This window comes from Kribbella sp. NPDC051952 (assembly GCF_040680855.1).
Classification (GTDB): domain Bacteria; phylum Actinomycetota; class Actinomycetes; order Propionibacteriales; family Kribbellaceae; genus Kribbella.
The window spans coordinates 160,355-181,125 of record NZ_JBFAXQ010000011.1 but is presented as its reverse complement, the minus strand read 5'-3'; the positions used below and the strand labels follow the sequence as shown (position 1 = coordinate 181,125).

21 protein-coding genes are annotated in these 20,771 nt (G+C 68.9%); 5 read left to right on the top strand and 16 right to left on the bottom strand.

The window, feature by feature from the left end:
• The 3 genes from AB0L70_RS21730 to AB0L70_RS21720 all read right to left on the bottom strand — a co-directional run bounded on the left by AB0L70_RS21730 (position 1) and on the right by AB0L70_RS21720 (position 1,788).
• Positions 1 to 333 (bottom strand): small basic family protein, encoded by a 333-nt coding sequence (locus AB0L70_RS21730; protein ID WP_133802592.1) that lies wholly within the window; start codon positions 331 to 333, stop codon positions 1 to 3.
• Positions 330 to 1,112, bottom strand: coding sequence for a DUF881 domain-containing protein (locus tag AB0L70_RS21725; protein ID WP_363686770.1), 783 nt, complete (start codon positions 1,110 to 1,112; stop codon positions 330 to 332). Before AB0L70_RS21725 ends, AB0L70_RS21730 begins: the two co-directional genes overlap by 4 nt.
• 79 nt (positions 1,113 to 1,191) lie before the next feature.
• Entirely contained in the window at positions 1,192 to 1,788 is a 597-nt protein-coding gene (locus tag AB0L70_RS21720) for a CDP-alcohol phosphatidyltransferase family protein (protein ID WP_363686768.1), read from the bottom strand.
• A gap of 190 nt (positions 1,789 to 1,978) precedes the next feature.
• Between AB0L70_RS21720 and AB0L70_RS21715 the strand changes: the two genes are divergently transcribed.
• Positions 1,979 to 2,350, top strand: coding sequence for a YciI family protein (locus tag AB0L70_RS21715; RefSeq protein WP_363686766.1), 372 nt, complete (start codon positions 1,979 to 1,981; stop codon positions 2,348 to 2,350).
• Positions 2,347 to 3,528 (top strand): sigma-70 family RNA polymerase sigma factor, encoded by a 1,182-nt coding sequence (locus AB0L70_RS21710; RefSeq protein WP_363686764.1) that lies wholly within the window; start codon positions 2,347 to 2,349, stop codon positions 3,526 to 3,528. The genes AB0L70_RS21715 and AB0L70_RS21710 overlap by 4 nt, the downstream gene beginning before the upstream one ends.
• Here the strand turns inward: AB0L70_RS21710 and AB0L70_RS21705 are convergent, their stop codons facing one another.
• Positions 3,529 to 3,750, bottom strand: coding sequence for a hypothetical protein (locus tag AB0L70_RS21705; protein WP_363686762.1), 222 nt, complete (start codon positions 3,748 to 3,750; stop codon positions 3,529 to 3,531). It abuts the gene before it with no gap.
• A 141-nt stretch (positions 3,751 to 3,891) separates the two neighbouring features.
• Here AB0L70_RS21705 and AB0L70_RS21700 point away from each other — a divergent pair, with 141 nt between their 5' ends.
• The 3 genes from AB0L70_RS21700 to AB0L70_RS21690 all read left to right on the top strand — a co-directional run bounded on the left by AB0L70_RS21700 (position 3,892) and on the right by AB0L70_RS21690 (position 8,005).
• Positions 3,892 to 4,905: a lysylphosphatidylglycerol synthase domain-containing protein gene (locus tag AB0L70_RS21700; RefSeq protein WP_363686760.1), complete on the top strand. Its 1,014-nt coding sequence runs from the start codon at positions 3,892 to 3,894 to the stop codon at positions 4,903 to 4,905.
• An 82-nt stretch (positions 4,906 to 4,987) separates the two neighbouring features.
• Complete coding sequence (locus tag AB0L70_RS21695) at positions 4,988 to 6,925, top strand: hypothetical protein (protein WP_363686758.1); 1,938 nt, start codon at positions 4,988 to 4,990, stop codon at positions 6,923 to 6,925.
• A 9-nt stretch (positions 6,926 to 6,934) separates the two neighbouring features.
• Positions 6,935 to 8,005: a trypsin-like peptidase domain-containing protein gene (locus AB0L70_RS21690; protein WP_363686756.1), complete on the top strand. Its 1,071-nt coding sequence runs from the start codon at positions 6,935 to 6,937 to the stop codon at positions 8,003 to 8,005.
• On the opposite strand, the gene glsA is transcribed toward AB0L70_RS21690, so the two are convergent.
• From glsA to AB0L70_RS21630, 12 genes are all read right to left on the bottom strand, one after another.
• Positions 8,006 to 8,968, bottom strand: a complete 963-nt coding sequence (gene glsA / locus AB0L70_RS21685; RefSeq protein ID WP_363686754.1) for a glutaminase A — start codon at positions 8,966 to 8,968, stop codon at positions 8,006 to 8,008. It abuts the gene before it with no gap.
• 1 nt (position 8,969) lies between these two features.
• Complete coding sequence (locus AB0L70_RS21680) at positions 8,970 to 10,769, bottom strand: SLC13 family permease (RefSeq protein ID WP_363686752.1); 1,800 nt, start codon at positions 10,767 to 10,769, stop codon at positions 8,970 to 8,972.
• Between the two features lie 6 nt (positions 10,770 to 10,775).
• A complete protein-coding gene (locus AB0L70_RS21675) occupies positions 10,776 to 12,443 on the bottom strand; it encodes an AbgT family transporter (RefSeq protein ID WP_363686750.1) in 1,668 nt (555 codons plus the stop codon).
• Complete coding sequence (locus tag AB0L70_RS21670) at positions 12,440 to 13,969, bottom strand: leucyl aminopeptidase family protein (RefSeq protein ID WP_363686748.1); 1,530 nt, start codon at positions 13,967 to 13,969, stop codon at positions 12,440 to 12,442. Before AB0L70_RS21670 ends, AB0L70_RS21675 begins: the two co-directional genes overlap by 4 nt.
• Positions 13,970 to 13,990: 21 nt before the next feature.
• Complete coding sequence (locus AB0L70_RS21665) at positions 13,991 to 14,473, bottom strand: DUF1269 domain-containing protein (RefSeq protein ID WP_363686746.1); 483 nt, start codon at positions 14,471 to 14,473, stop codon at positions 13,991 to 13,993.
• A gap of 89 nt (positions 14,474 to 14,562) precedes the next feature.
• Positions 14,563 to 15,084 (bottom strand): RDD family protein, encoded by a 522-nt coding sequence (locus AB0L70_RS21660; RefSeq protein ID WP_363686744.1) that lies wholly within the window; start codon positions 15,082 to 15,084, stop codon positions 14,563 to 14,565.
• Positions 15,081 to 15,515 carry a hypothetical protein gene (locus tag AB0L70_RS21655; RefSeq protein ID WP_363686742.1) on the bottom strand — a complete coding sequence of 145 codons (435 nt, stop codon included), beginning with the start codon at positions 15,513 to 15,515 and terminating at the stop codon, positions 15,081 to 15,083. Before AB0L70_RS21655 ends, AB0L70_RS21660 begins: the two co-directional genes overlap by 4 nt.
• Positions 15,516 to 15,572: 57 nt before the next feature.
• Positions 15,573 to 18,278: a LuxR C-terminal-related transcriptional regulator gene (locus AB0L70_RS21650; RefSeq protein WP_363686740.1), complete on the bottom strand. Its 2,706-nt coding sequence runs from the start codon at positions 18,276 to 18,278 to the stop codon at positions 15,573 to 15,575.
• Positions 18,279 to 18,392: 114 nt separating this feature from the next.
• Positions 18,393 to 19,220, bottom strand: a complete 828-nt coding sequence (locus AB0L70_RS21645; protein ID WP_363686738.1) for a c-type cytochrome — start codon at positions 19,218 to 19,220, stop codon at positions 18,393 to 18,395.
• A gap of 119 nt (positions 19,221 to 19,339) precedes the next feature.
• Positions 19,340 to 19,897 carry a hypothetical protein gene (locus AB0L70_RS21640; protein WP_363686736.1) on the bottom strand — a complete coding sequence of 186 codons (558 nt, stop codon included), beginning with the start codon at positions 19,895 to 19,897 and terminating at the stop codon, positions 19,340 to 19,342.
• Positions 19,898 to 19,961: 64 nt separating this feature from the next.
• Positions 19,962 to 20,090 carry a hypothetical protein gene (locus tag AB0L70_RS21635; protein WP_363686734.1) on the bottom strand — a complete coding sequence of 43 codons (129 nt, stop codon included), beginning with the start codon at positions 20,088 to 20,090 and terminating at the stop codon, positions 19,962 to 19,964.
• A 138-nt stretch (positions 20,091 to 20,228) separates the two neighbouring features.
• Complete coding sequence (locus AB0L70_RS21630; RefSeq protein WP_363686732.1) at positions 20,229 to 20,729, bottom strand: class I SAM-dependent methyltransferase; 501 nt, start codon at positions 20,727 to 20,729, stop codon at positions 20,229 to 20,231.
• Positions 20,730 to 20,771: the final 42 nt, after the last annotated feature.

Here is a 20,771-nt window from a genome sequence, read left to right as displayed (position 1 = left end):
TCAGGCCCGGAAGATGTGGCGGCGGATGGCGGCCATGTTCGTGAAGATGCGGATGCCGAGCACGACGACCACACCGGTGGACAGCTGCGAGCCGACGCCCAGCTGGTCACCCAGGTAGACGATCAGCGCGGCGATCAGCACGTTGGACACGAACGAGACGACGAACACCTTGTCGTCGAAGATCCCGTCCAGGAAGGCCCGCAATGCTCCGAACACCGCGTCGAGCGCGGCGACGACGGCGATCGGCAGATACGGCTGGGCCCACTCCGGGACGTCGGGCGCGACCAGCAGGCCGATCACCACGCCGACCACCAGCCCGAGTACGGCGATCATCTCGGCATCACCTTCGCATAGCGCAACGCGATCGTCGCATCGGCCGGAACCAGCAAGGAGTCCTCCGTCGTGATCGTCATCCGGACACCGAAGTTACTGACCAGGTACTGCACCCACTGACCGCCCGAGCTCTGGGCGAACCGGGCCGGCATGGTGGCGTTGTCCCCGATCGCAAGCACCGTGTACGGCGGGGTGAGTGAGCTGTAGTCGACCGTGATCGCACTGCCCGCGCCGCGGATCGCGGTCAGCGAGGTGAGCCGGTGACCGTTCACCGAGATCGACTCGGCGCCCGCGGTCCACAGACCGTTGACCAGTTGCTGCAGGTCGACGTCGAGCAGCCGGCCTTCTTTGGAGTCGGCGTCCTTCGCGTCGTCGATGACCGCCTTGATCCCCGGGCCGGTGGCAGCGACCGCGCCGGTCCGCAGCTCCAGGTCGTCGAGCTGGCCCTGCAACGTCGCACCCGAACTGGTGTTGCTCAGTCCGCTCGCCTGCAACCGCCGTACCTCGTCGGCGAGGCCGGTCTGCCGGGTGCGCAGCCCGTTCAGGCGGGTGTCGGCCTGGTTGATCCGGGTGATCAGCTCGTCGCGCTGCTTCTCGGCCTCGGGTGCGCTGCGGTAGTTCTGCGCGGCGGCGACCGCGAGCAGGAACCCGAGGACGAGCGTTGCCACCACGAGCATCACCCGGTGCCGCGACCGCACCGACTGTTTCGGGCGGGTCCGAGCGGCGACGGCGTACCCCTCGTCGAGCGGGTGGGCCATCAGGTTGTTCAGCAAGGACATGGACGCGTCGACGCGTCTCGGCTTCGGTGTCGCGTCTTTCGGTGGGCCGTCCTGGGGCGGCGCAGACTGAGTCACGGGTCTACCCGGCCGCGTCCTTGATCGGTTTCACCGTCTGGACGAGGTGACGCAGCTGGACGAAGTACAGCGCGCCGGCCCAGTAGTACAGCCCGGTCCCCCAGATCGCGAACGCCCAGCCGAACACGCGGGCGAGCAGGTTGAGGGTGCTGTCACCGTCGCCCAGCAGGAGCAGCGGGAACGCGTACAGCAGGCAGAACGTGGCCGACTTGCCGAGGAAGTGCACCGGCAGCGCGTTGAAGCCGCGGCGGTGCAGGGCCGGCAGTGTGAAGGTCAGCAGCAGGTCCCGCAGGGGCAGCGCGATCGCCAGCCACCACGGGATGATGTCGCGCAGCGCCAGGCCGATCACGGTCGCGAAGATGTACAGCCGGTCCGCGACCGGGTCGAGCATCTGGCCGAGCCGCGACGTCTGGTTCATCCGGCGGGCGATCTGGCCGTCGGCCCAGTCGGTGAACCCGGAGATCGCCAGCACCAGCAGGGCCCAGCCGTCCTCCTTCGGACCGAGGACCAGCCACAGGAACAGCGGCACCCCCAGCAGCCGGAGGAAGCTGAGTGCGTTCGGGATCGTGAGCACCCGGTCGGACACTTCCACTTCCGGCACGCGATCCCTCCCTCTCACCCTGGATACCGGTCGTAACTGTACTTGGGCGCCCCGACACGTTTACGTCCGGCCATCCCGGGGCAGGCCGGGCCTGCCCCACATCACCTGAACGCGTCTGCGCGCTCGCCGCTATGGCTGCTACGAACTGGTGACCCGATCGATACCCAAGGGTGACGCTTACGCTGAGCAGATGAGGTTCCTGGTACTGATCTACGGCAACCCGGAGTCCAGGGCGGTCTGGGACTCGTTGACCGACGAGCAGAAGCGCGAGGGCATGACCGGCTACACGGCCCTGAACGACGCCCTCACCGCCAGCGGCGAGCTGGTCGCGTCGGAGTCCCTCGGCGACCCGGCGGCGACCAAGCAGGTGCTGGTCCGGGACAACCAGGTGATGACCACCGACGGCCCGTTCGCCGAGGTGAAGGAGCAACTCGCCGGCTTCTACCTGCTCGACTGCGAGACCGTGGATCGCGCCGTCGCGATCGTGGCCGAGATCCCGGAGGCCCCGTTCAGCATCGTCGAGATCCGGCCGGTGCGTGATCTCGGCGCCTTGTCCGGATGATCGAGGACCTGCTGCGGGAGCAGGCGCCACAGGTCCTGAGCGCGCTGGTTCGCAGGTACGGCGACTTCGACGCCTGTGAGGACGCGGTCCAGGAGGCATTGCTGGCCGCGTCGCAGCAGTGGCCGGGTGACGGCGTACCGGACAATCCGCGCAGCTGGTTGATCACCGTCGCGTCGCGGCGGCGGATCGAGGCGCTGCGGCAGCAGGCGGCCCGGCAGCGGCGGGAGGAAACGATCGCGGCCGCTCCGGAACCGGAGCCCGCGTCGTCGGTCGACGACTCGTTGACCCTGCTGATGCTCTGTTGTCATCCGTCGCTGACTCCGCAGTCGCAGATCGCGCTGACCTTGCGGGCGGTCGGCGGGCTGAACACCGGCGAGATCGCCCGGGCCTTTCTGGTGCCGGAGGCAACGATCGGGCAGCGGATCAGCCGGGCGAAGGCGAAGCTGCGGGGTGCGCGGTTCGCGCTGCCGCCGGCATCCGAGCAGCCCGAGCGGCTGGCCGCCGTACTGCAGGTGCTGTATCTGATCTTCAACGAGGGCTACACCGCGTCGTCCGGTACGTCGCTGCACCGGGTCGAGCTGAGCGCGGAGGCGATCCGGCTCACCCGCCAGTTGCTCGGGATGCTGCCCACGGAGGGTGAGGTGGCCGGGCTGCTGGCGTTGATGCTGCTCACGGATGCCCGGCGGCCGGCGCGTACGACGGCCGACGGCGCGCTGGTGCCGTTACCCGAGCAGGACCGGACGCTGTGGGAGGCGGATTCGATTGCCGAGGGCACCGACTTGATCGCCTCGACGCTGCGGTCGGCGCCGATCGGTCCGTATCAGCTCCAGGCCGCGATTGCCGCCGTACACGATCAGGCGAAGCGGGCCGAGGAGACCGACTGGCGCGAGATCCTGATGCTGTACGAACTCCTCGAGTCGACCGCACCGGGGCCGATGGTGACGCTCAACCGGATCGTGGCGGTCGCCATGGTGCACGGTCCGGCGGCGGGTCTCGAGCTCCTCGACGGCGTCGACCCGGCTCTCCAGGATCACCATCGGCTGGCCGCCGTCCGGGCTCATCTGCTCGAACTGTCCGGGGCACGGGATTCTGCCCGCGATGCCTATCAACTGGCCGCCCGGCTGACCCAAAGCCTCCCCGAGCAGCTCTACCTGCGGTCCCGCGCCGAAGCGCTGTGATCAGATGCCCTCGGGCCGGCGGCTCTCCGGGACCTGCATCACCTCGAGGATGTTGATGCCGAGCATGTCGAGGTGGTTGAGGATGCCGGCCAGCGCGGCCTGATCGTCGAGGTGCCCGTGCAGCACCGTCTGGGCCGGCTCCGGGTCGGCGGTCAGTGCCGGAAAGACGTCGGTCAGGTCGCGTGACAGCGTGCCCTCGACTCGGATGACGTAATGCCCCATGGAACGCCCCTTTCACGCCCCCCAGGCACGACTCTGTGGTGTCGCTGACCTTCCGGCCTCCCCCGGACAGGGGGAGGCCGGTGCCCCGGCCGGGCAGCAGGCTGGGCGAAAGTGGCCAACTCCTCCGCACCTCCACCATCGATGCCCAGCCACCGGCCGGCCCGGCCGAAGATCCCGAAGCCGCTGGTGCGCCTGGGCCAGATCGTCGTGGTCCTGCTGGTGGCCTGGCTGGTGCTGCGGCTGTTGCGCAGCATCGACTGGAGTCAGGTGGGCTATGCGCTCACGCACCTGAGTCCGGGGCAGATCGCGCTCTTGCTGTGCGTCCTGCTGCTGCGCCGCGCGGTTCTCGCCTCACCACTCGCACTGCTCGTCCGCGGCCTGGGCTACCTGCGGGCGATGCTCAACGACGTCGCGGCCACCGCAGTGGCGATGATCGCGCCCTCCCCCGGCGATGTCGTACTGCGGCTCGCCATGATGCGCTCGTGGGGCGTCGACGCGACCGACGCGGCGTCCGGGCTGACGCTGAGCACGTTGCTGTTCTACATCGCCAGACTGGCCGCGCCGGTGCTGGGCTTCGTCGTCTTCTGGGCGGCGCGAACGTTCTACGCGGGTTTCGCCTGGTCGGCACTGCTCTTCGGCGCCGGAGCCGCAGTACTCCTGGTCGGGCTGCTCTACGCCTTGCGGGCGGAACGCTCGGCAGCGGCCATCGGCCGACTGCTCGGGCGGTTGCTGAAACGCGTCCGGCCGTCGAGCCCGGGGCCTGACGTGTGGGAGCAGCGATTGATCGAGTTCCAGTCGCACAGTGCGGGCACGATGCGCAGCCGCGGGTTGCCGGCCGGCCTCGTACTGATCGCCGGAACCGCTGTGGAGGCCGGAGTACTCATCCTGTGTATGTCCTTCGTCGGCGTCCGGATGGACGGTCCCACTGTGCTCCTGCTGGCCTGCAGCTTCCTGGTCACCTATCCGCTGACCGGCTTGCCCCTGATGGGGGCGGGCGTGATGGACACGACGTACGCCGCCTTTGTCGCGGCCCACAGTGATATCGATGCGACCCATCTGGTGGCGGGCCTGCTGGTCTGGCGCGTCACGGTCCAGCTCACGCCGGTCGTCGTCGGCCTCCTCACGGTGCTGTGGTGGCGGCGCTCAAGTGCGTAGGCCGCTGGCTCACCTGGATCGGGTGACCCCTGCCCGCGTGGCAGATGGTGCATGGACCCGCCGATCGCAGCATGCTGTGAAGATGACGGCCCGGCTCCGGCGATCTGGCTTGCTGGTGATCACTGCCTTGCTGACCTCTCTGGCGCTGTCCACGCCGACCCGTGCCGAGGCTGCCCCGACCGCATCCCCGGACGACACCGCGGCGCAGCAACTGGCCGACCGCTACTCCCCTGCGGTTCGCTTGCAGGAGGGGTCGTCTCGATGCCAGAGCGGCGAGCAGTTCCAGCCGACCGACGTCGAGGCGGTGCTCGGCAATCAAGAGGTGGCGCTGCGGGGTCCGTGGCGACCGCCCGACCTGGTCAAGACCCAGCCGGAGGGCAAGGACATCAGCCTGGGCTTCCCGGGCCACTTCCTCGACTTCCCCGGTGACCCGCTGCGTCCTGGCTGCACCTATGCAGAGTGGTCGGCGCGAATCAACGCCGCGCACCCGGCGACCGTGTACGCCCACGTGGCCGGGGATCCGTCGTACCCCGGGAAGCTCGCACTGGAGTACTGGTTCTTCTACGTCTTCAACGACTACAACAACACCCATGAGGGCGACTGGGAATCGATCGCGCTGATCTTCGACGCGGCGACGCCCGAGGCCGCTTTGGCCACCGAGCCGACCGCCGTGGGCTTCAGCCAGCACGGAGGTGCCGAGCGCGCGCTCTGGGGCGACACCAAGCTCGAGATCGTCGACGGCACCCATCCGGTCGTCTACCCGGCCGAGGGCTCCCATGCGAACAAGTACGGCCAGCGCCTGTACCTCGGTCGTGGTTCGGAAGGACTGGGCTGTGACGACACGACCGATCCCCGGCCGGTGATCAGGCCGCGGGTCGCGTACGTACCGATGGCCCGCGCGGACTACGCGGCGGAGTATCCGTGGTTGACGTTCGAGGGCCGGTGGGGCGAGCGCCAGCGCTCGTTCTTCGACGGTCCGACCGGTCCGAACATGAAGACCTCGTGGGTCGCGCCGATCCAGGACGCCGAGTCCTCATGGCGCGACGACAGCACCACAGTGCCGGCCGGGACCTTACTGGGCCCCAGCAGCACCGGCGTCTTCTGTACGACGGTCGCGACCGCGTCCAACTTGGTTCGCGAGACCCTCGACCGGCCCTGGCTGCTCGGCCTGATCCTGGCCGCGCTCGTGGCGCTGCTCTGGTTCGCGGCGAGCCGTACCCGCTGGAGCGACGCCGCTCCATTGCCGGCCCGGCGGCAGCGTGCCTGGGGTCAGGCCGTGGTCGCCGCGATCCGGCTCTTCCGGCACCGGCTGCGGTTGTTCCTTGGCTTCGTCGCGGCGTTCGTCGTACTGAGTCTGGTGACGGTGACCCTGGCCAGGCTGCAGGCCGCCCGGCATGACGCTCCCACCGACCTGAGCGCTCCGACCGAGGCGGCCACCGGCTTCTGGGCATCCGTGCTCGCTCTGGTCATCACGATCCTGACAGCTGCGACGTACGTCGTCCTGATCGCGGCTGTCACCAGGACACTCGATCAGTTGGATCGAGGGGACCCGGCCACGGCGACCGGCGTATTGCGGCAGGTTCTCGCGAAGTGGCGGCCGCTGACCCGGGTAGCGCTGCAGTACTTCGTGGTCCTCGCAGTCCTGACGATCTTCGTCGCGACGATCCCGGTGGCTGTCTACTACGCGGTGAGCCGGGCGTTCGCCGTACCGATCGTGATGGCGGAGGACTGCTCCGGAGGTACGGCGCTGAGACGCAGCCGGCTGCTCGTGACGGGCCGGTGGTGGCGGACCGCCGTACCGCTCACGATCATCATCGGGCTGGGTCTGGCCGCGGGTCCGATCACCGGCATCGTGCTGTTGCTCGCGACGGATCTGTCGCCGGTCCTGATCAACGTGGCGACGTCGCTGCTCTTCGCGGTGGTGATGCCGGTGGCCGCGTCGGCTCTTGCCTACCTGTACTTCGACCGCGCCGCCTCCTCACCTGGATCGGGGGAACTCACCGAGGCCGCGCACGCCTAATCTCGGCACATGGTCGGCGTACCTGCCCGGGTCCTGCCGATGGTTGGCGGTGCGGCCATCGGCGCACTGATCACCGCGCTGATCTTCGTGCCCGGCCAGCAGAACCGCGGCTCCAGCCAACCAGCCGGCCAGGCCGATGCCAGTACGGCGATGTGCCCCGCGATCCCGGTCGCGAACCAGATCCTGCCCTCGATCGTCACGATCGCGGCCCGCGGCGGCGCCCAGTCCGGGACCGGCTCGGGACAGATCTACAAGGCCGGTGGCTACATCCTCACCAACGACCACGTCATCTCGGTCGCCGCAAACGGTGGCGCCGTCTCGGTCCAGTACAGCGACGGCCACAGCTCAGATGCCACGATCGTCGGCCGCGATCCCAGTACCGACCTGGCGGTGCTGAAGGCGGCCGACGCTGCGGAGAAGTACCCGGTGATCACGATCGGATCGTCGGCCTCGCTGCAGGTCGGCCAGCCCGTCGTCGCGCTCGGTGCACCACTCGGGCTGGCCAGTACCGTCACGTCTGGCATCGTCAGCGCGCTGGATCGCTATGTCCCAGTGCCGGGTGATGGGGTGACCCACCACCTGATCGGCGCGATCCAGACCGACGCGGCCATCAACCCCGGCAACAGCGGCGGCGCGCTGGTGGACTGCTCCGGGCGCTTGGTCGGAGTGAACGCCGCGATCGCGACCGTGCCGAACGAGGCCGGGGTCAGTGGCGGCGGAAGCGTCGGCCTCGGCTTCGCGATCCCGGTGGACCTCGCCAAACCGATCGCCGACGAGCTCATCCGCACCGGGCAGCCGGGCCATCCGACCACCGGTCTGCAGGTCCAGGAGATCCCACCAGCTCTCGCCCAGGCGTCCGGCAATCCGACCGGCCTGTTCGTCCAGGCGGTCGACGGTCCGGCCGTGGCGGCCGGTCTCAAGGCGGGTGACATCATCACGAAGGTCGACGGCGCTGCGGCCGTCAGCAGTGAGCAGATCATCGTCGCCACCCTGACCCGCCAAGCCGGCGACACCCTCGAACTGGCCTACGTCAGGGCCGGTACGGCGGCCACCACCACGCTCACGCTGGCAGCTCCCTGATCACACCGGTTGCGAGGCCAGGAGGTCCAGACCTAGGTGCCTGGCAAGATACCTCGCCACGCACTGGCCTTTGACACTATTGCCCGCCTCATCCAGTCGCGGCGCGAACGTACCCAGAGCACCCTTGCCCGGCGAGACCGTCACGATGCCACCGCCGATCCCGCTCTTCCCCGGCACCCCGACGTCGAGCAGCCAGTCACCGGAGGTCTCGTACAGGCCCGCGATCGTCATGACCGCCAGCGTCACCCGAGCGACGTCCGCGTCGATCACCCGCTGTCCGGTCGTCGGACAGACACCGCCGTCCGCCAACGTCGCTCCCATCACAGCCAGGTCGGCCGCGGTGACGGTCAAGCAGCTCTGCCTGGTGTACAGCTCGGTCGCGTCGTCCGCATCGCCGGCCAGGCCGCCGACGCTGCGCAGGAGAGCAGCCAGCGCACGATTGCGATGGTTCGTCAGCAGGGCAGACTCGAGTACGTCGGCATCGAGTTCGAGCTCACGTCCGGCGAAGCGCGACAAACCGTCCGCGATGAAGTCCCACCGGTCGTCCAACGAACCACCGGGCGTCAGACTCGTCGTCGCGATGGCACCGGGATTGACCATCGGGTTGGTGCGTCCGGCGGTGGACTGCTCGACCGCTTGCACCGAATTGAACGGCAGCCCGGTCGCGTTGACACCGACAAGGTTGCGGACGGCATCGACCCCGACCGCCTGACACGTCAGCGCGAACACGAACGGCTTCGCGACACTCATGATCGTGAACGGCTGCCGCGAGTCGCCGGTCTCGAACACCCGGCCGTCGGTGGCCGCGACACACACACCGAACGCGTCCGGATCGACCCGGGTCAACGCGGGATACACCTCCGACACCGCACCGCCGTCGACCGCACGGCACCGTTCGTACGCCGCCTGGACCAGCTCGGCGACCGCCTCTGGAAGCCCACCGGTGGAGATGTACCTGTCCACGTCAGAACGGCCAGACGAGCGGGATGACGACGAGAGCGGTGAGCAGCCACCAGGCCATCACCGGGAGCCCGAGCTTCCAGTAGTCGCCGAAGCGGTAGCCCGCCGGGCTCATGATCATCATGTTCGCGGGCGTCGAGATCGGGGTCAGCAATGATGCCGCGCCGGCGACCGCGATGAGCATCAGCACCGGCTTCACCGACGTACCCGTGCCCTGCGCGGCGGCGACCGCGATCGGCGCGACGATCAGCACCGTCGCGGTATTGCTGACCACCTGGCCGAGGGTCGCGGTCAACGCGAAGAGTGCCAGGAGCAACAAGTACGGCCGTCCAGGCCCGACCGCGTCGATGATCAGGTCGGCGATCCGGTCCGCTCCCCCGCTGGACTGGATCGCGGCCGACAGCGGGATCAACGCACCGATCAGTACGACGATCTGCCACGAGATCGAGCGGTACGCCTGGCGCGGTCCGACGACCTTGGTCAGCACCATCGCGGTCGCGGCCAGCAGACCGGCCATCGCCGGCGGAACCGCTCCGGTAGCCAGCAGCACGACCATCGCCCCGACGATGCTGACGGCAACTGTTGCCTTACGTCCCCAGGGCACGGCCTGGCGTCGGACGAGTTCGGGCGTGTCCACCAGCAGGACATCACGATCCATGGTCAGCTCGTCCAGCGCCGACCATTCGCCGTGCACGAGCAGGGCGTCGCCTTCGGCCAGTTCGGTCGGCCGGGCACCACGGTCCTTGCCCATCCGCTGGACCGCGATGATCACCAGGTCGTGGACCCGGTGCATGCCCGGGAACACGGTCTCGCCGACCAAGGCGGATCGCGGCGGGATCACCACCTCGACGACTCCGGCCTCCCGGGTCATCAGGTCGTCGACGTCGGTGGGTGCGCTCATGCAGACCGCGAGTACGGAGTCGATGGACAGACTGCCCACCTCCTCGGACGGTCCGGTCACCACGAGTACGTCGTCAACCGCGAGCGCGCCGTCCACCCGGGACAGTCCCTTTCCGTCCTGGGCCCCGACGATCTCGACCCCCGGATACTCCGAGAGGTCGACGTCATGCACTCCTTGGCCGAGCAAGGGCGAACGCTCCCGGACCCGCAACCGGTAGAAGCCGTCGGTCAGGGCGTAGTGCACGTCGAGCGTGTGTGCGTGCTTGGCAAGGTCCGCCGGAGCATGCGCCGGACGTGCCGCCGGGAGCAGTCGCGGGCCGAGCAGGACCGAGATGGCGATCGTGCCGAGGACGAGCGGGATGCCGAAGATCGCGAACGAGAAGAACGCGAACTCACCCGCACCGGCGTCGCGGGAAGCCTCGGAGACGATGATGTTGACCGGCGTACCGGTCAACATCAGCAGGGATCCCGCGCTGCCCGCGAAGGTCAGCGGCATCAGCAGTCTCGACGGTGGTTCGCCGATCCGGACCGCGAGCATAACGACGAGCGGGAGCAAGGCGGCGACCGCGCCGTTGAGCGTGATCAGGGCCGACAGCACGGCACACAGACCGGTCACCGCGATCAACAGTCGCGCGCGGCCGGTTCCGGCGTACCTGACGATGGTCTGGCCGGCCCAGGCCGTGACCCCGGTCGAGTCGATGCCCTCACTCACCACGAACAGCGTGGCGATGAAGATCACCACCGGATCGCCGAAGCCCGCGAGTACGTCGGTGAACCCGAGTACGCCGGTTGCCCACAGCGCCAGCGCGGTCAGGATCGCGACGACGTCGACGGGCAGCCGGTTCCACACGAACAGCGCGACGGTGAGCCCGAGGATGATCAGGCTGACCGTACCGTCGTCCACGGCGCCCTAGCCGAGGTGAACCGGTGCGGACGGACCCCACGGAATGCCGATCAGGTACCACGCGACGTAGAACAGGGTCCAGGCGACCAGCAGGATGAAGGTGTACGGCAGCATCATCGACACCACCGTGCCGATGCCCGCCTTCTTCCGGTACCGCTGGCAGACCAGGACGATGAACGGCAGGTACACCATCAGCGGAGTGATCACGTTGGCCGGACCGTCGCCGACCCGGTAGGCCGCGATCACGGTCTGCGGGGCGATGCCGAGCCGGTAGAACAGCGGGATGAAGATCGGCGCGAGGATCGCCCACTTCGGGATCACGCCGGGCATGATCAGGTCGATGATCAGGACCAGCAGGATGAAGCCGATCAGCAACGGCAGCGCACCGATGTCGGCCCGCTCGAGCAGGTCGGCCAGGCCGGTCGCGGCCAGCGTCGACATGTTCGTGTAGTTGAAGTAGGCAATGAACTGGGCGATCAGCAGCATCAGGAAGATCAGGCCGCCGAGCCCGTTGAACGTCTTCACGATCGCGTTGATGACGTTCGTACTGCCGGTCAGCGACTTCGCACCGCGGCCGTAGCCGAGACCGGCCGCGAGGAACAGCATCGAGATGATGAACAGCAGGCTGCTCATGAACGGCGACGTACCGAAGATCTCGCCGGTGTCCGGGTTGCGCAGCGGGGCGTTCGGGATGAAGGTCAGCGCGGAGACGATGGCGATCGCGACCAGCAGGTAGTAGACCGACATCCGCAGTCCGCGGGACTCCAGCGCCATCTCCTCGTCACTGGGCTGATGGTCGACGTGCGCGTCGGCCGGCGCCTCGGCCGGGTCGTACTTGCCCAGTCTGGGTTCCAGCAGGCGCTCGGTGATGACCGTCATCACCAGCGCGCAGAACAGCGTCGCCGCGATACTGAAGTAGAAGTTGTGCGTGACGTTGAGGTGTACGTCGGGAGCAACCAGCGCGACCGTCTCGTTGGTGACCTCGGTGATGATGCCGTCGGCCGGGGTGATCAGGATGTTGACGAAGAACGCCGCGCTGACACCGGCGTACGCCGCGGCGATACCGGCCAGCGGATGTCGCCCGAGGGATGCGAACGCGGCCGCGCCCAACGGGATCAGGACCAGATAGCCGGCGTCCGAGGCAACACTGGAGATGCCACCGAGCAGGATGATGATGAACGTGATCGCGCCCTTCGGTGCCACTTTCACCATCTTGCGGATCAGGGCGGCGATCAGGCCTGCCTCCTCGGCGACGCCGACGCCGATCATCGCGACCAGGATGACCGCGACGACCCCGAAGTCGTTGAAGTTCTGGACGGCGGTGGTGAAGATGAAGCGGATGCCGTCGCCGGTCAGCAGGCTCTCGGCGGTGATCGTCTCCTTGTGCACCTCGAACTCGGGCACCGCCGGCGCGGGCGGTGCGTCCGAGCCGGCCACGCTGGTCCCACCCGGGTACTCCGGCGCGACCTGGACGGTGGCCGGCTCGGCCACCTCGGTGGTCACGCTGGCGCCGGTCCAGTCCAGCACCTGCGACAGCACGATCACGATGAAGATCAGCGCGAGGAAGATGATCGCCGGGTGCGGAACCTTGTTGCCGACGCGCTCGATCCCGTCCAGGACGCGTTGCATCCCGCCCTTCTTCACGGGCTTGTCGTGCACCGCCTCGGAACTCATGGCCGCGCTGCCTGGTTCTCGGCGTCCGCGGGCCGGGTGAACGCGCGGGCGAACTCGATCAGCAACTTGGTACCGAAACCGGTCGCGCCCTTGTTCCGCCAGGTCCGCGGTGCCGGAAGTTGCGCCGTACCGGCGATGTCGACGTGAGCCCACGGGCGGCCGTCGACGAACTCCTCGAGGAAGAGCGCCGCGGTGATCGAGCCCGCGTTGATCCCGCCCATGTTGGTGAGATCGGCGATCGACGAGTCGAGCTGCGACCGGTACGAGCGATGCAGTGGGAGCTCCCACACCGGCTCGTCGACGACGTCACCGGCCTGCCGCAACTGCTGCACCACGTCCGGGTCGTTGCCCATCACACCGGCGATCTCGACCCCGAACGTCCGGAGACAGGCACCGGTCAGGGTGGCGATGTCGACGATGGCGTCGACGGGTTCCTCGGTCGCGAGTGCGAGGGCGTCGGCCATCACCAAGCGGCCTTCGGCATCGGTGTTGAGTACCTCGACCGTCTTGCCGTTCCGCATCCTGAGGACGTCGCCGAGTTTCATCGCCGAGCCGGACGGCATGTTGTCCGTACACATCAGGTAGCCCGTGACAGCCGCCGTACAGCCGATGGCCTGCAGGGCTGTCATCGCGGCGAGTACGGCGGCGGCGCCGGTCATGTCGTTCTTCATCTGCGCGTGCGACTCGTCGCTCGGCTTCAGGCTGATCCCGCCGGAGTCGTACATGATCCCCTTGCCGACCAGCGCGATCCGGCCGGTCGGGTCGGCGGGCTGGTAGCGCAGGCGGATCATCCGGGGCGGATCGACACTGCCGCGGTTGACGCCGAGCAGTCCGCCGCAGCCCATTTCGATCAGCTGGTCCTTGTCGAAGACCTCCACGTCGAGTCCGGCCGGCGGACCGAGCTCCTGTGCGACCTCGGCGATCCGGACCGCCGACAACGTGGTGGCCGGGCAGTTCGCCAGATCCCGGCCCAGACAGCACGCCTCGGCAACGATCCGGCCGCGCTCGACCCCGGCGGCGACCTCCTCGGCATCCGCATCCGCCGCGACCACCAGCAGCGACTCGAGCTGTGGCTCGTCGGCACCCGCGCCGACGAAGTACCGCCAGCGGGCCAGCAGCACGCCCTCGGTCGCGGCCTGGGCGAACTCCGCCGCTGAGAGGCCGGTCAGGCGTGACGGCACCTCGATCGCGAGCCGCTTGTGCCACGGGACCGCACGGGCGAACTCGGCGGCCAGATCCCGGATCAGGGTGGCGTCGGCCTCGTCCGCCGTACCGGTCCCGACGGCGACCCGGACCGGTCCCCCGGCTCCGATCTGGACCAGGGTCTGACCTCTGGTGCCGCGGAACCCGGCCGACGCCAGACCCGCGGCGTCCGTACCCAGTTCCTCCGGCGGCTCCGCGCCGGCACCCACCGGCACGGCGAGCGCATCCGCCTCCTGCTCTGCCTGTTTCAGCGAACCGACGGCGACCGCTACCCGGCGCCGGGTCGAAGGAATCGGGTCGAAGTCGTCCGGGGTCGTGTTCACGAAATCTCCTCCGGCACCTGATCAGGACTGGAGGGCCTCGATGAGCTCCTCTTCGCGTTCCTTGGTCAGGTTGGTCTGGATGATCGTCGGGCTGAAGGGCTTGAGCGCGTCGACGACGCGGTCCACGGTGGCCGACCGGGCCAGCAGGAACACCGCCGCCTTGCCTTCCTGCAACTGCGCGCCGACCTGCTTGATCAGGTCGTCGTTGATCCCGACATCGGTCAGCTTGCCGGCCACCGCGCCACTGGCGGCGCCGGCGACCATGCCGGCGATCGGGTTCAGGAAGATCAACCCGATCAAGGTGCCCCACAACGCCCCGCTCGCCGCGGCCGGACCGGTCAGGCTGATCGACTGTTCGATCCGCACCTTGCCCTTGGCATCCTTGTAGGCGTAGGCGGCGTCCTCACGCTGCAACAGCTGCTGCTTCGCCAGGTCCTCGGTCAGCTGGACGACGCGCTCGGCGTCCTCACGACTGTCCAGACCGAGCACCACCAGATGGGTCATCTCCGACTCCTTCGGGGGAAGCTGGCGCGCCCGTACACCGGCGCTGGACGGCCATCCCATCAACCCAGCGCCCCGCCGGCCTCCTCCAATTAGGGTGAATCCGGCCCGGCACCCGCTCGGCGGAGGAAGTCGGACAGCGGTCCGGGCAGCTCGGCCGGCCGTTCGCCCCAGTCGTAGACGACCGCGGTGCCGGCGATCAGGTCGTGCAGGGCGCGATGCTCACGGTGGAACAGGATCAGGACGAACCCGAGTCCGGCCGGCAGCACGCTCAACGGAAACGCACAGACCCGCAGGAAGGCCCGGCCCGGCCGGATCGTCCCGCCGTCCGATCGCACCACCCGCAGTCCGACGATGCCCTGCCCCGGCGTTCGCGCGGCGACCGCGAGGAATCCGAAGGTGTAGCCGAAGGCAAGGACCACCAGCACGGCCGTGGCCTGCGGCGAGGACGGGTCGCGCCGCAACGACGTCGACCAGAACGCGGTGGTGAGCAGATCCAGCCCCGCGAAGCCGATCGTGAACGTCGTGATGATGATCAGTACGTCGAGAACCGCAGCCGCTGCTCTGCTCACCGCGCCGGCGTAGTGACCCGTGACGGTCAGCCGTTGATTCACAGCTGCTCTCGCAACAACACCGGCGTTGTCGGCTGCGCCCGTACGTCCCTGCGCAGCAGCCGATTGACGACCTTGTCGAGTACGGCGTCCAGTCCCGCGAACTGGCGCCGGATCAGGTCGAGCAGTGAGCCGGCCAGCCTGGTCTGGCTCTCGACCACGATCTCCGGCACACCGGACCGGCGTACCAGCTCCTCGACGTCCACGGTCCGCAGTAAGGCGTCGAGGTCGATCCGCTCGAGGAGGCGTTCGGTGTCGATGCGGTCGAGGAGGCGATTCACGTCGACGCGGTCGAGCAGCCGGTTGATGTCTATGCGGTCGACGAAGGCGTCCAGGTCGACGTGGTCGAGGATCAGGTCGGCGGGCACGGTCTCGACCATGCGGCCCGTGACCCTGCCGGCGAGCCGCCCGAGTGCTTCGACGGGGCGTGACATCACCACACACTGGTCTCGGTGCGGGTCCGGCGGATCACCCGCCGCGGGTGAGCCGGATCAGCTGGTCAGGCCGACGGACCGGGCCATCCGCAGCGCCGCGGACCGCTTCTCCACGCCGAGCTTGCGATACAGCGAGATCAGATGCGTCTTGACGGTGTTCTCGGTGATGAACAGCGCCTGCGCGATCTCCGTGTACGAACTGCCGAGCGCGAGTTGGTCGAGTACGTCGGCCTCCCGCGGAGTCAGCCGGATCCGGGCGCCGTTGATCACCGCGTCGAGGCGGCGTGGCGGCGTACTCCGCACGGTGGGCCGGGTCCGCTCCAGCAGGGTCATGCCGCCGGACTCGCTCCAGCCGGCTCGATAGGCGGTCAGCCGCTCGAGCGCGACCGCGGCGAACGGATGCGGGTTCGGGCCGGCCAGGTGCCGGTGCAACCGGTCGAGGAACTCCGGCTCGATACCGGCCGGGGTGAGCGCCAGCAGCATCCGCTGTGGAGTGACCCGGTTGAGGGTGTCGACGAGTGCGACATCGGCTGCCGCTTCGTCTCCCGTGCGCACCAGGAGGATGGTGCGGACCGACGCGGCGGCGGACGCGAGCGGCGGGTAGACGTCCGGCTGGTTCAACGCCTCCTCCAGCAGCTTCAGCGTGGTCTGGGCGTCGCCGCGCACGATCGAGGACATGGCCCGGACCAGCTCGGCCTCGGAGGTGTTCCCGGTCCGGTCGAGTACGTCGGTCTGGGATTCGGCGCCGGTCAGGTCCCCGAGGAGCGTCGCCAGTCCGAACCGGAGCAGCGCGCGGTCCCGGGCCAGGAACGAAGGCACCGGCCCGACCGACGTGGGATCGGCGGTGAGCTCGGTCAGTGCCTGGTCGAGGTGACCCGCCTCGACCAGTAGGCCTGCGCGCAGCAGCGCCCGCAGGCCCGCGACCACCGTGTCGGCGTCGCTGACCTGGGTCGCGACCACGAGCTCGTGCCGATGCCAGGCACCGTCCAGATCCAGCTGGCTCAGTGCGGCGAAGCCCAGTACGACGTGCGCGCGGGCGGCGTACTCCTGGGGAATCCCCTGCTCTCCGCCGGCATCGAGCGCGGCCTGGGCGGACTCGGCCGCGTTCTGGACCTGACCGCGGACGAACTGCACGACGGCTCGATGCGCCAGGCCGCCGGCGACGAGCCGTTGATGGCCTGCCATCCGGGCGGTGACGAGAGCCTCGTCCAGATGGCTGAGCGCCGCGTCCAGCTCGTCGGCCCAGGTCTCGGCCGCGGCGAGCTCGATCAGCAACCAGGCCAGCCGCTCGGGACCGAGTACGGCGCGCGGCCGGCCGTGCCCGTTGGTTGGATCCAGTGCCAGCAGCGACCGCGCCCGCCCGATCGCGGCCTGGAGGTCATGCCAGCCGTAGCGGGATTCCCACAGCCGGAGCAGTACGGCGTCTGCCTCGAGCGCGTCGTCGTCCGGTGTCGCCGGCCCGCCTTCGGCAGAGGATGCGACGGTGGCCAGTGCTGTGGCCAGGTCGTCGGCCGAGGCCGCGTCCATGACCGCGCCGGTCACGTCACCGGTGGCCCGGCGCAACAGACCACGGACGCCGACAAGGTGCGGATGCTCGTCGATGTAGCCGTCCGGGAGGCTCTCGAAGCCGTCCGCGACCAGACCGAGCTCACCGGCGGCCAGGATCGCCGGGCCGTGCCCGACCAGGATCCGGGCGACCAGCTCGGGGCTCTCGGCCCGCAGTGCGCTCCGCAGTGCCGTGCTGCCCGCACCGCGATTCTCGTAGTACAGCGCCGAGCGGTGCTGCGCCGCGACGACGATCTGCGCGTTCTTCGCACTGTTGGCGACCCGGCGCCGGAGCAGTTCGACCAGCAGTGGGTGGAACCGGTAGAACGGTTCACTGCCCGGGTCATCGGCGTACGCGGTCACCAGCAGGCCGTTGCCGGCGAGGTCCGCCAGCATCGCCCCCGCATCGGCGTCACCGCTCAGCATGGCTGCCTGGTGTGCGGTCACCGCGGCCGATCCGAAGGTGCTCAACAGCATCGCCTGGACGCGCTCGTCCAGCGTGCTGAGCGTTTCACCGAGGAGCAGATCGAGGACCGGCTGCTGGGTTGCGCTGGACCAGAGGGCGTCTCCGGACGCGGCGAAGCTGCGGGCCGCGAGGACCAGCGCCGCCGCCCACCCCGCCGTTTCGGCCTGGAACAGCTGGACGTCCGCCGGCGTGGCGTTCTCGGCGTGCGTCCGGACGAGGGCGGTGGCTTCGGCATCGGTGAAGCGCAGATCGCGCGTTCGCAGCGTCAGTGCCATCCCCCTCAGCTCGAGCTCGGGCACCGGCAGCGGGAGGTCGTACCGGCTGGCGAGCAACAACCGGACGGCGTACGGCGCCTTCTTCAGGACCTGGGACAGTTCGGCGAAGGTGGCTGCCGGCAACAGATGGGCGTCGTCCACGACGACCGGATGCGGCGCCGTCACCGGATCGGAGTCGGTCAGCTGCTCGAGGATCGCGCCCAGCGAACCCAACGTCTCGCCGGAGGTCCACACCACCGCCTGTCCCGAGCGTCTTCGGCGCGCGACCCAATCGGACAGCAGGACCGTCTTGCCGGTGCCGGCCGGTGCGACCAGCATCGTCAGCGGTGATCGGATGCCCAGATCAAGGGCAGAGTGCAACCGCTCGCGAGTCACCAGCGTGAGGGGCGGCCGCGGAATGCCTTCCGTGGTCAACTGCCGCCCGTTCTCGTCAGCCGGGTCGGTCTCGCGGGCAGGGTCAGGCGTCGGGATCGTCACACGCGTCGCCCTCCCCTGGCTGGCGTGCCGTCATGTTGAGCCGGTGGCGCTCCTCCAATTTCGAGACTAGCCCGTCTGACACGATTGTGGCAGTGGCCACAGGGGCCAATGCGACTAGGCGCGCGGGACTTTGGCCCCGATCCACACCGCCACCACGACCAGCAGGCCGATCCCGACGATCCATCCCCACAAGCCCTCGGAGACCGGTCCGAGCCGGCCCAGGCCGAATCCGCCCGGGTCCGGCTGCTGCCGCAGGCTCTCGACGTAGGCGATGATCGAGCGCTTGTCCTCCGGCAGCAGCACCTGGTCGGAGAAGACCGGCATCTGCTGCGGGCCGGTCAGCATCGCCAGATAGATGTTGCGATGCGACGTCTCCATCAGCGACGGCGCGTACTTGCCGTTCGGCAGGGCACCACCGCGGCCGGCGAAGTTGTGACAGGCGGTGCAGTTGGTCCGGAACAGCTCACCGCCGCGGGTGATCTCCTCCTGCGTCGCGTTGCTGACGTCGTAGTACTCCGAGGCCGGGATGGCGGGTCCCGGGGCCAGCGAGGCGATGTACGCCGCCAGCGCGGAGATCTCGTCCTCGGTGTAGACGGGTGGCTTCGCCGGGATCTGAGCACCGGGCTGTTGCGCGGGCATGCGGCCGGTGCTGACCTGGAAGTAGACGGCGGCCGCGCCGACGCCGATCAGTGAGGGTGCGGCGAAGCGCCCCTCACCGTTGGTGCCGCCTTCGGCGTGCAGGCCGTGGCAGCTCGAACAGCCGACCGCGAACAGCTTCCGGCCTTCCTCGATCTGCTGCGACTGCGGCCCGTCCGCGCCGGTCGCTCCACTCGGCACCAGTACGGCGTACGCCAAACCGACGGTCACCAGCGCCGACCCCACCACCAACACCCGAGCCAACCGCCCGCGACGCAGCGGTTTTGCGCTGTCCGCACCGCGCATCTGAGCACCTCCCGGCCGCCGCCCGAACAGCCAACCCGATCCGTCCCCGCGCCGGATCACCCGATTCGGGCGAGATCTCCGGTCATTGCCGGGCCGCGCGCTGGGTCCGGACATGGTGGTCAGCGCGCGTCGCGTTTGGCTTGGCGGCGGGCGCCGGCGGCTCTGGTTGACGCGTCCTTCTTCAGACCGCCAGTGGTCTTCGTCGCCCTGGCCGCCTTGTTGGCCTGCGCGGTCCTGGTTGCCCTTGTCTTGGTTGCCGTTGACTTGGTTGCTGTTGACTTGGTTGCCGGCGTCTTGGTTGCCGGGGGCGTCTTCGGCGAGGTGGCGGATCCGTTCGATCGGGCTGCTTCGATCCGCTCGGCGCGTAGCTGGGTCGACGCGCGGGTGGCCGCGGAGGCGACCTCCCGGCTCACCCGCGCGAGCGCCGACTCGAACAGCTCCGCCTTGCCACGATCACGTTGATTCTTCGGGTACGAGAACCCTCGCCCGCCGCGCGCAGCGACCGCCGAGCTCGCCGCCCGGCGATAGTTCTTCACGTACTTGGTCCGAGCCCGCCGGATCCGCTGGTGCAACTCCAGCAGTTCGTCCTCGTCCAGCCGCTTCAGCACATCCCGTTCGGTCTCCGCCATGAGGAGACGCTCGGCATCGGTCAACGAGTTCAGCAGCGCTTGGTTCATGGCAGGTCTCCCCGGCAGTGGTCCTCAGATCAGAGTCACAGGATCTTCCTGCCACAGCAAGGTTCTACGGCCTGACTGGGCGGCCCCAGGTGAGCTCGGCGACCACAGTCAGATCGAGTACACCGTCGTGGGCGTACGGGCTGACGGCCTGCTCGACGCCCGCGTCGAAGGCGGCGGCCTCGTCGGCCGGCATCAGGCCGCGGGCCAGGCTCGAGGTCGAGTGGAACTGCTCGATGTAGTCGGCAACCTTCTGCTGGTACGTGATCGGTGCGGTTCGCGCCGTACCGATCGACTCGAGCAGACCGCGCTCGTGGATGGCCTCGGCGACCTTCTACTTCGGGTCGTAGCTCTGCTTGCGCGAGTGCCGCTCGATCACCTTCACCAGCTCGCCCCACCACGGCATGTCCACCGGTCCGTGTTCGATCACCACGAGCTGCGCGTTGGGCGTCAGGTGCGGGACGATCCGCGCGAACGTCTCCTCCCACGGCATCCAGTGGATGCTGGCGCCGGCAGTGACGAGTGCGTACGGCCCAGTGAGCTCTGCGGTCTCGATGCTGCTGACCTGCCAGTGGATCGCCGGGTTGTCGCCGCCGGGCCGTTGCTTGCCCGCCGCGATCATCACCGGCGCGAAGTCGACCGCGTCGATCTCGTCGACCCGGCGCGCCAGCGGCCGCGCGATCGCCCCTTCACCGGCCCCGATGTCCAGCACCCGGCGCGGCTCGTCGGTGATCAGCGCGTCGAGCCGGTCGAAGACCTCGTCCGGGTACGGCGGCCGATGCTGGTAAGCCTCCGCCACTGCTTCCTGCTGAAACGTCGCCGCAAGTTCAGTCATGCCGGTCAGGCTAGTCCGAGCTCTCTGCCCAGCCACGGCTTT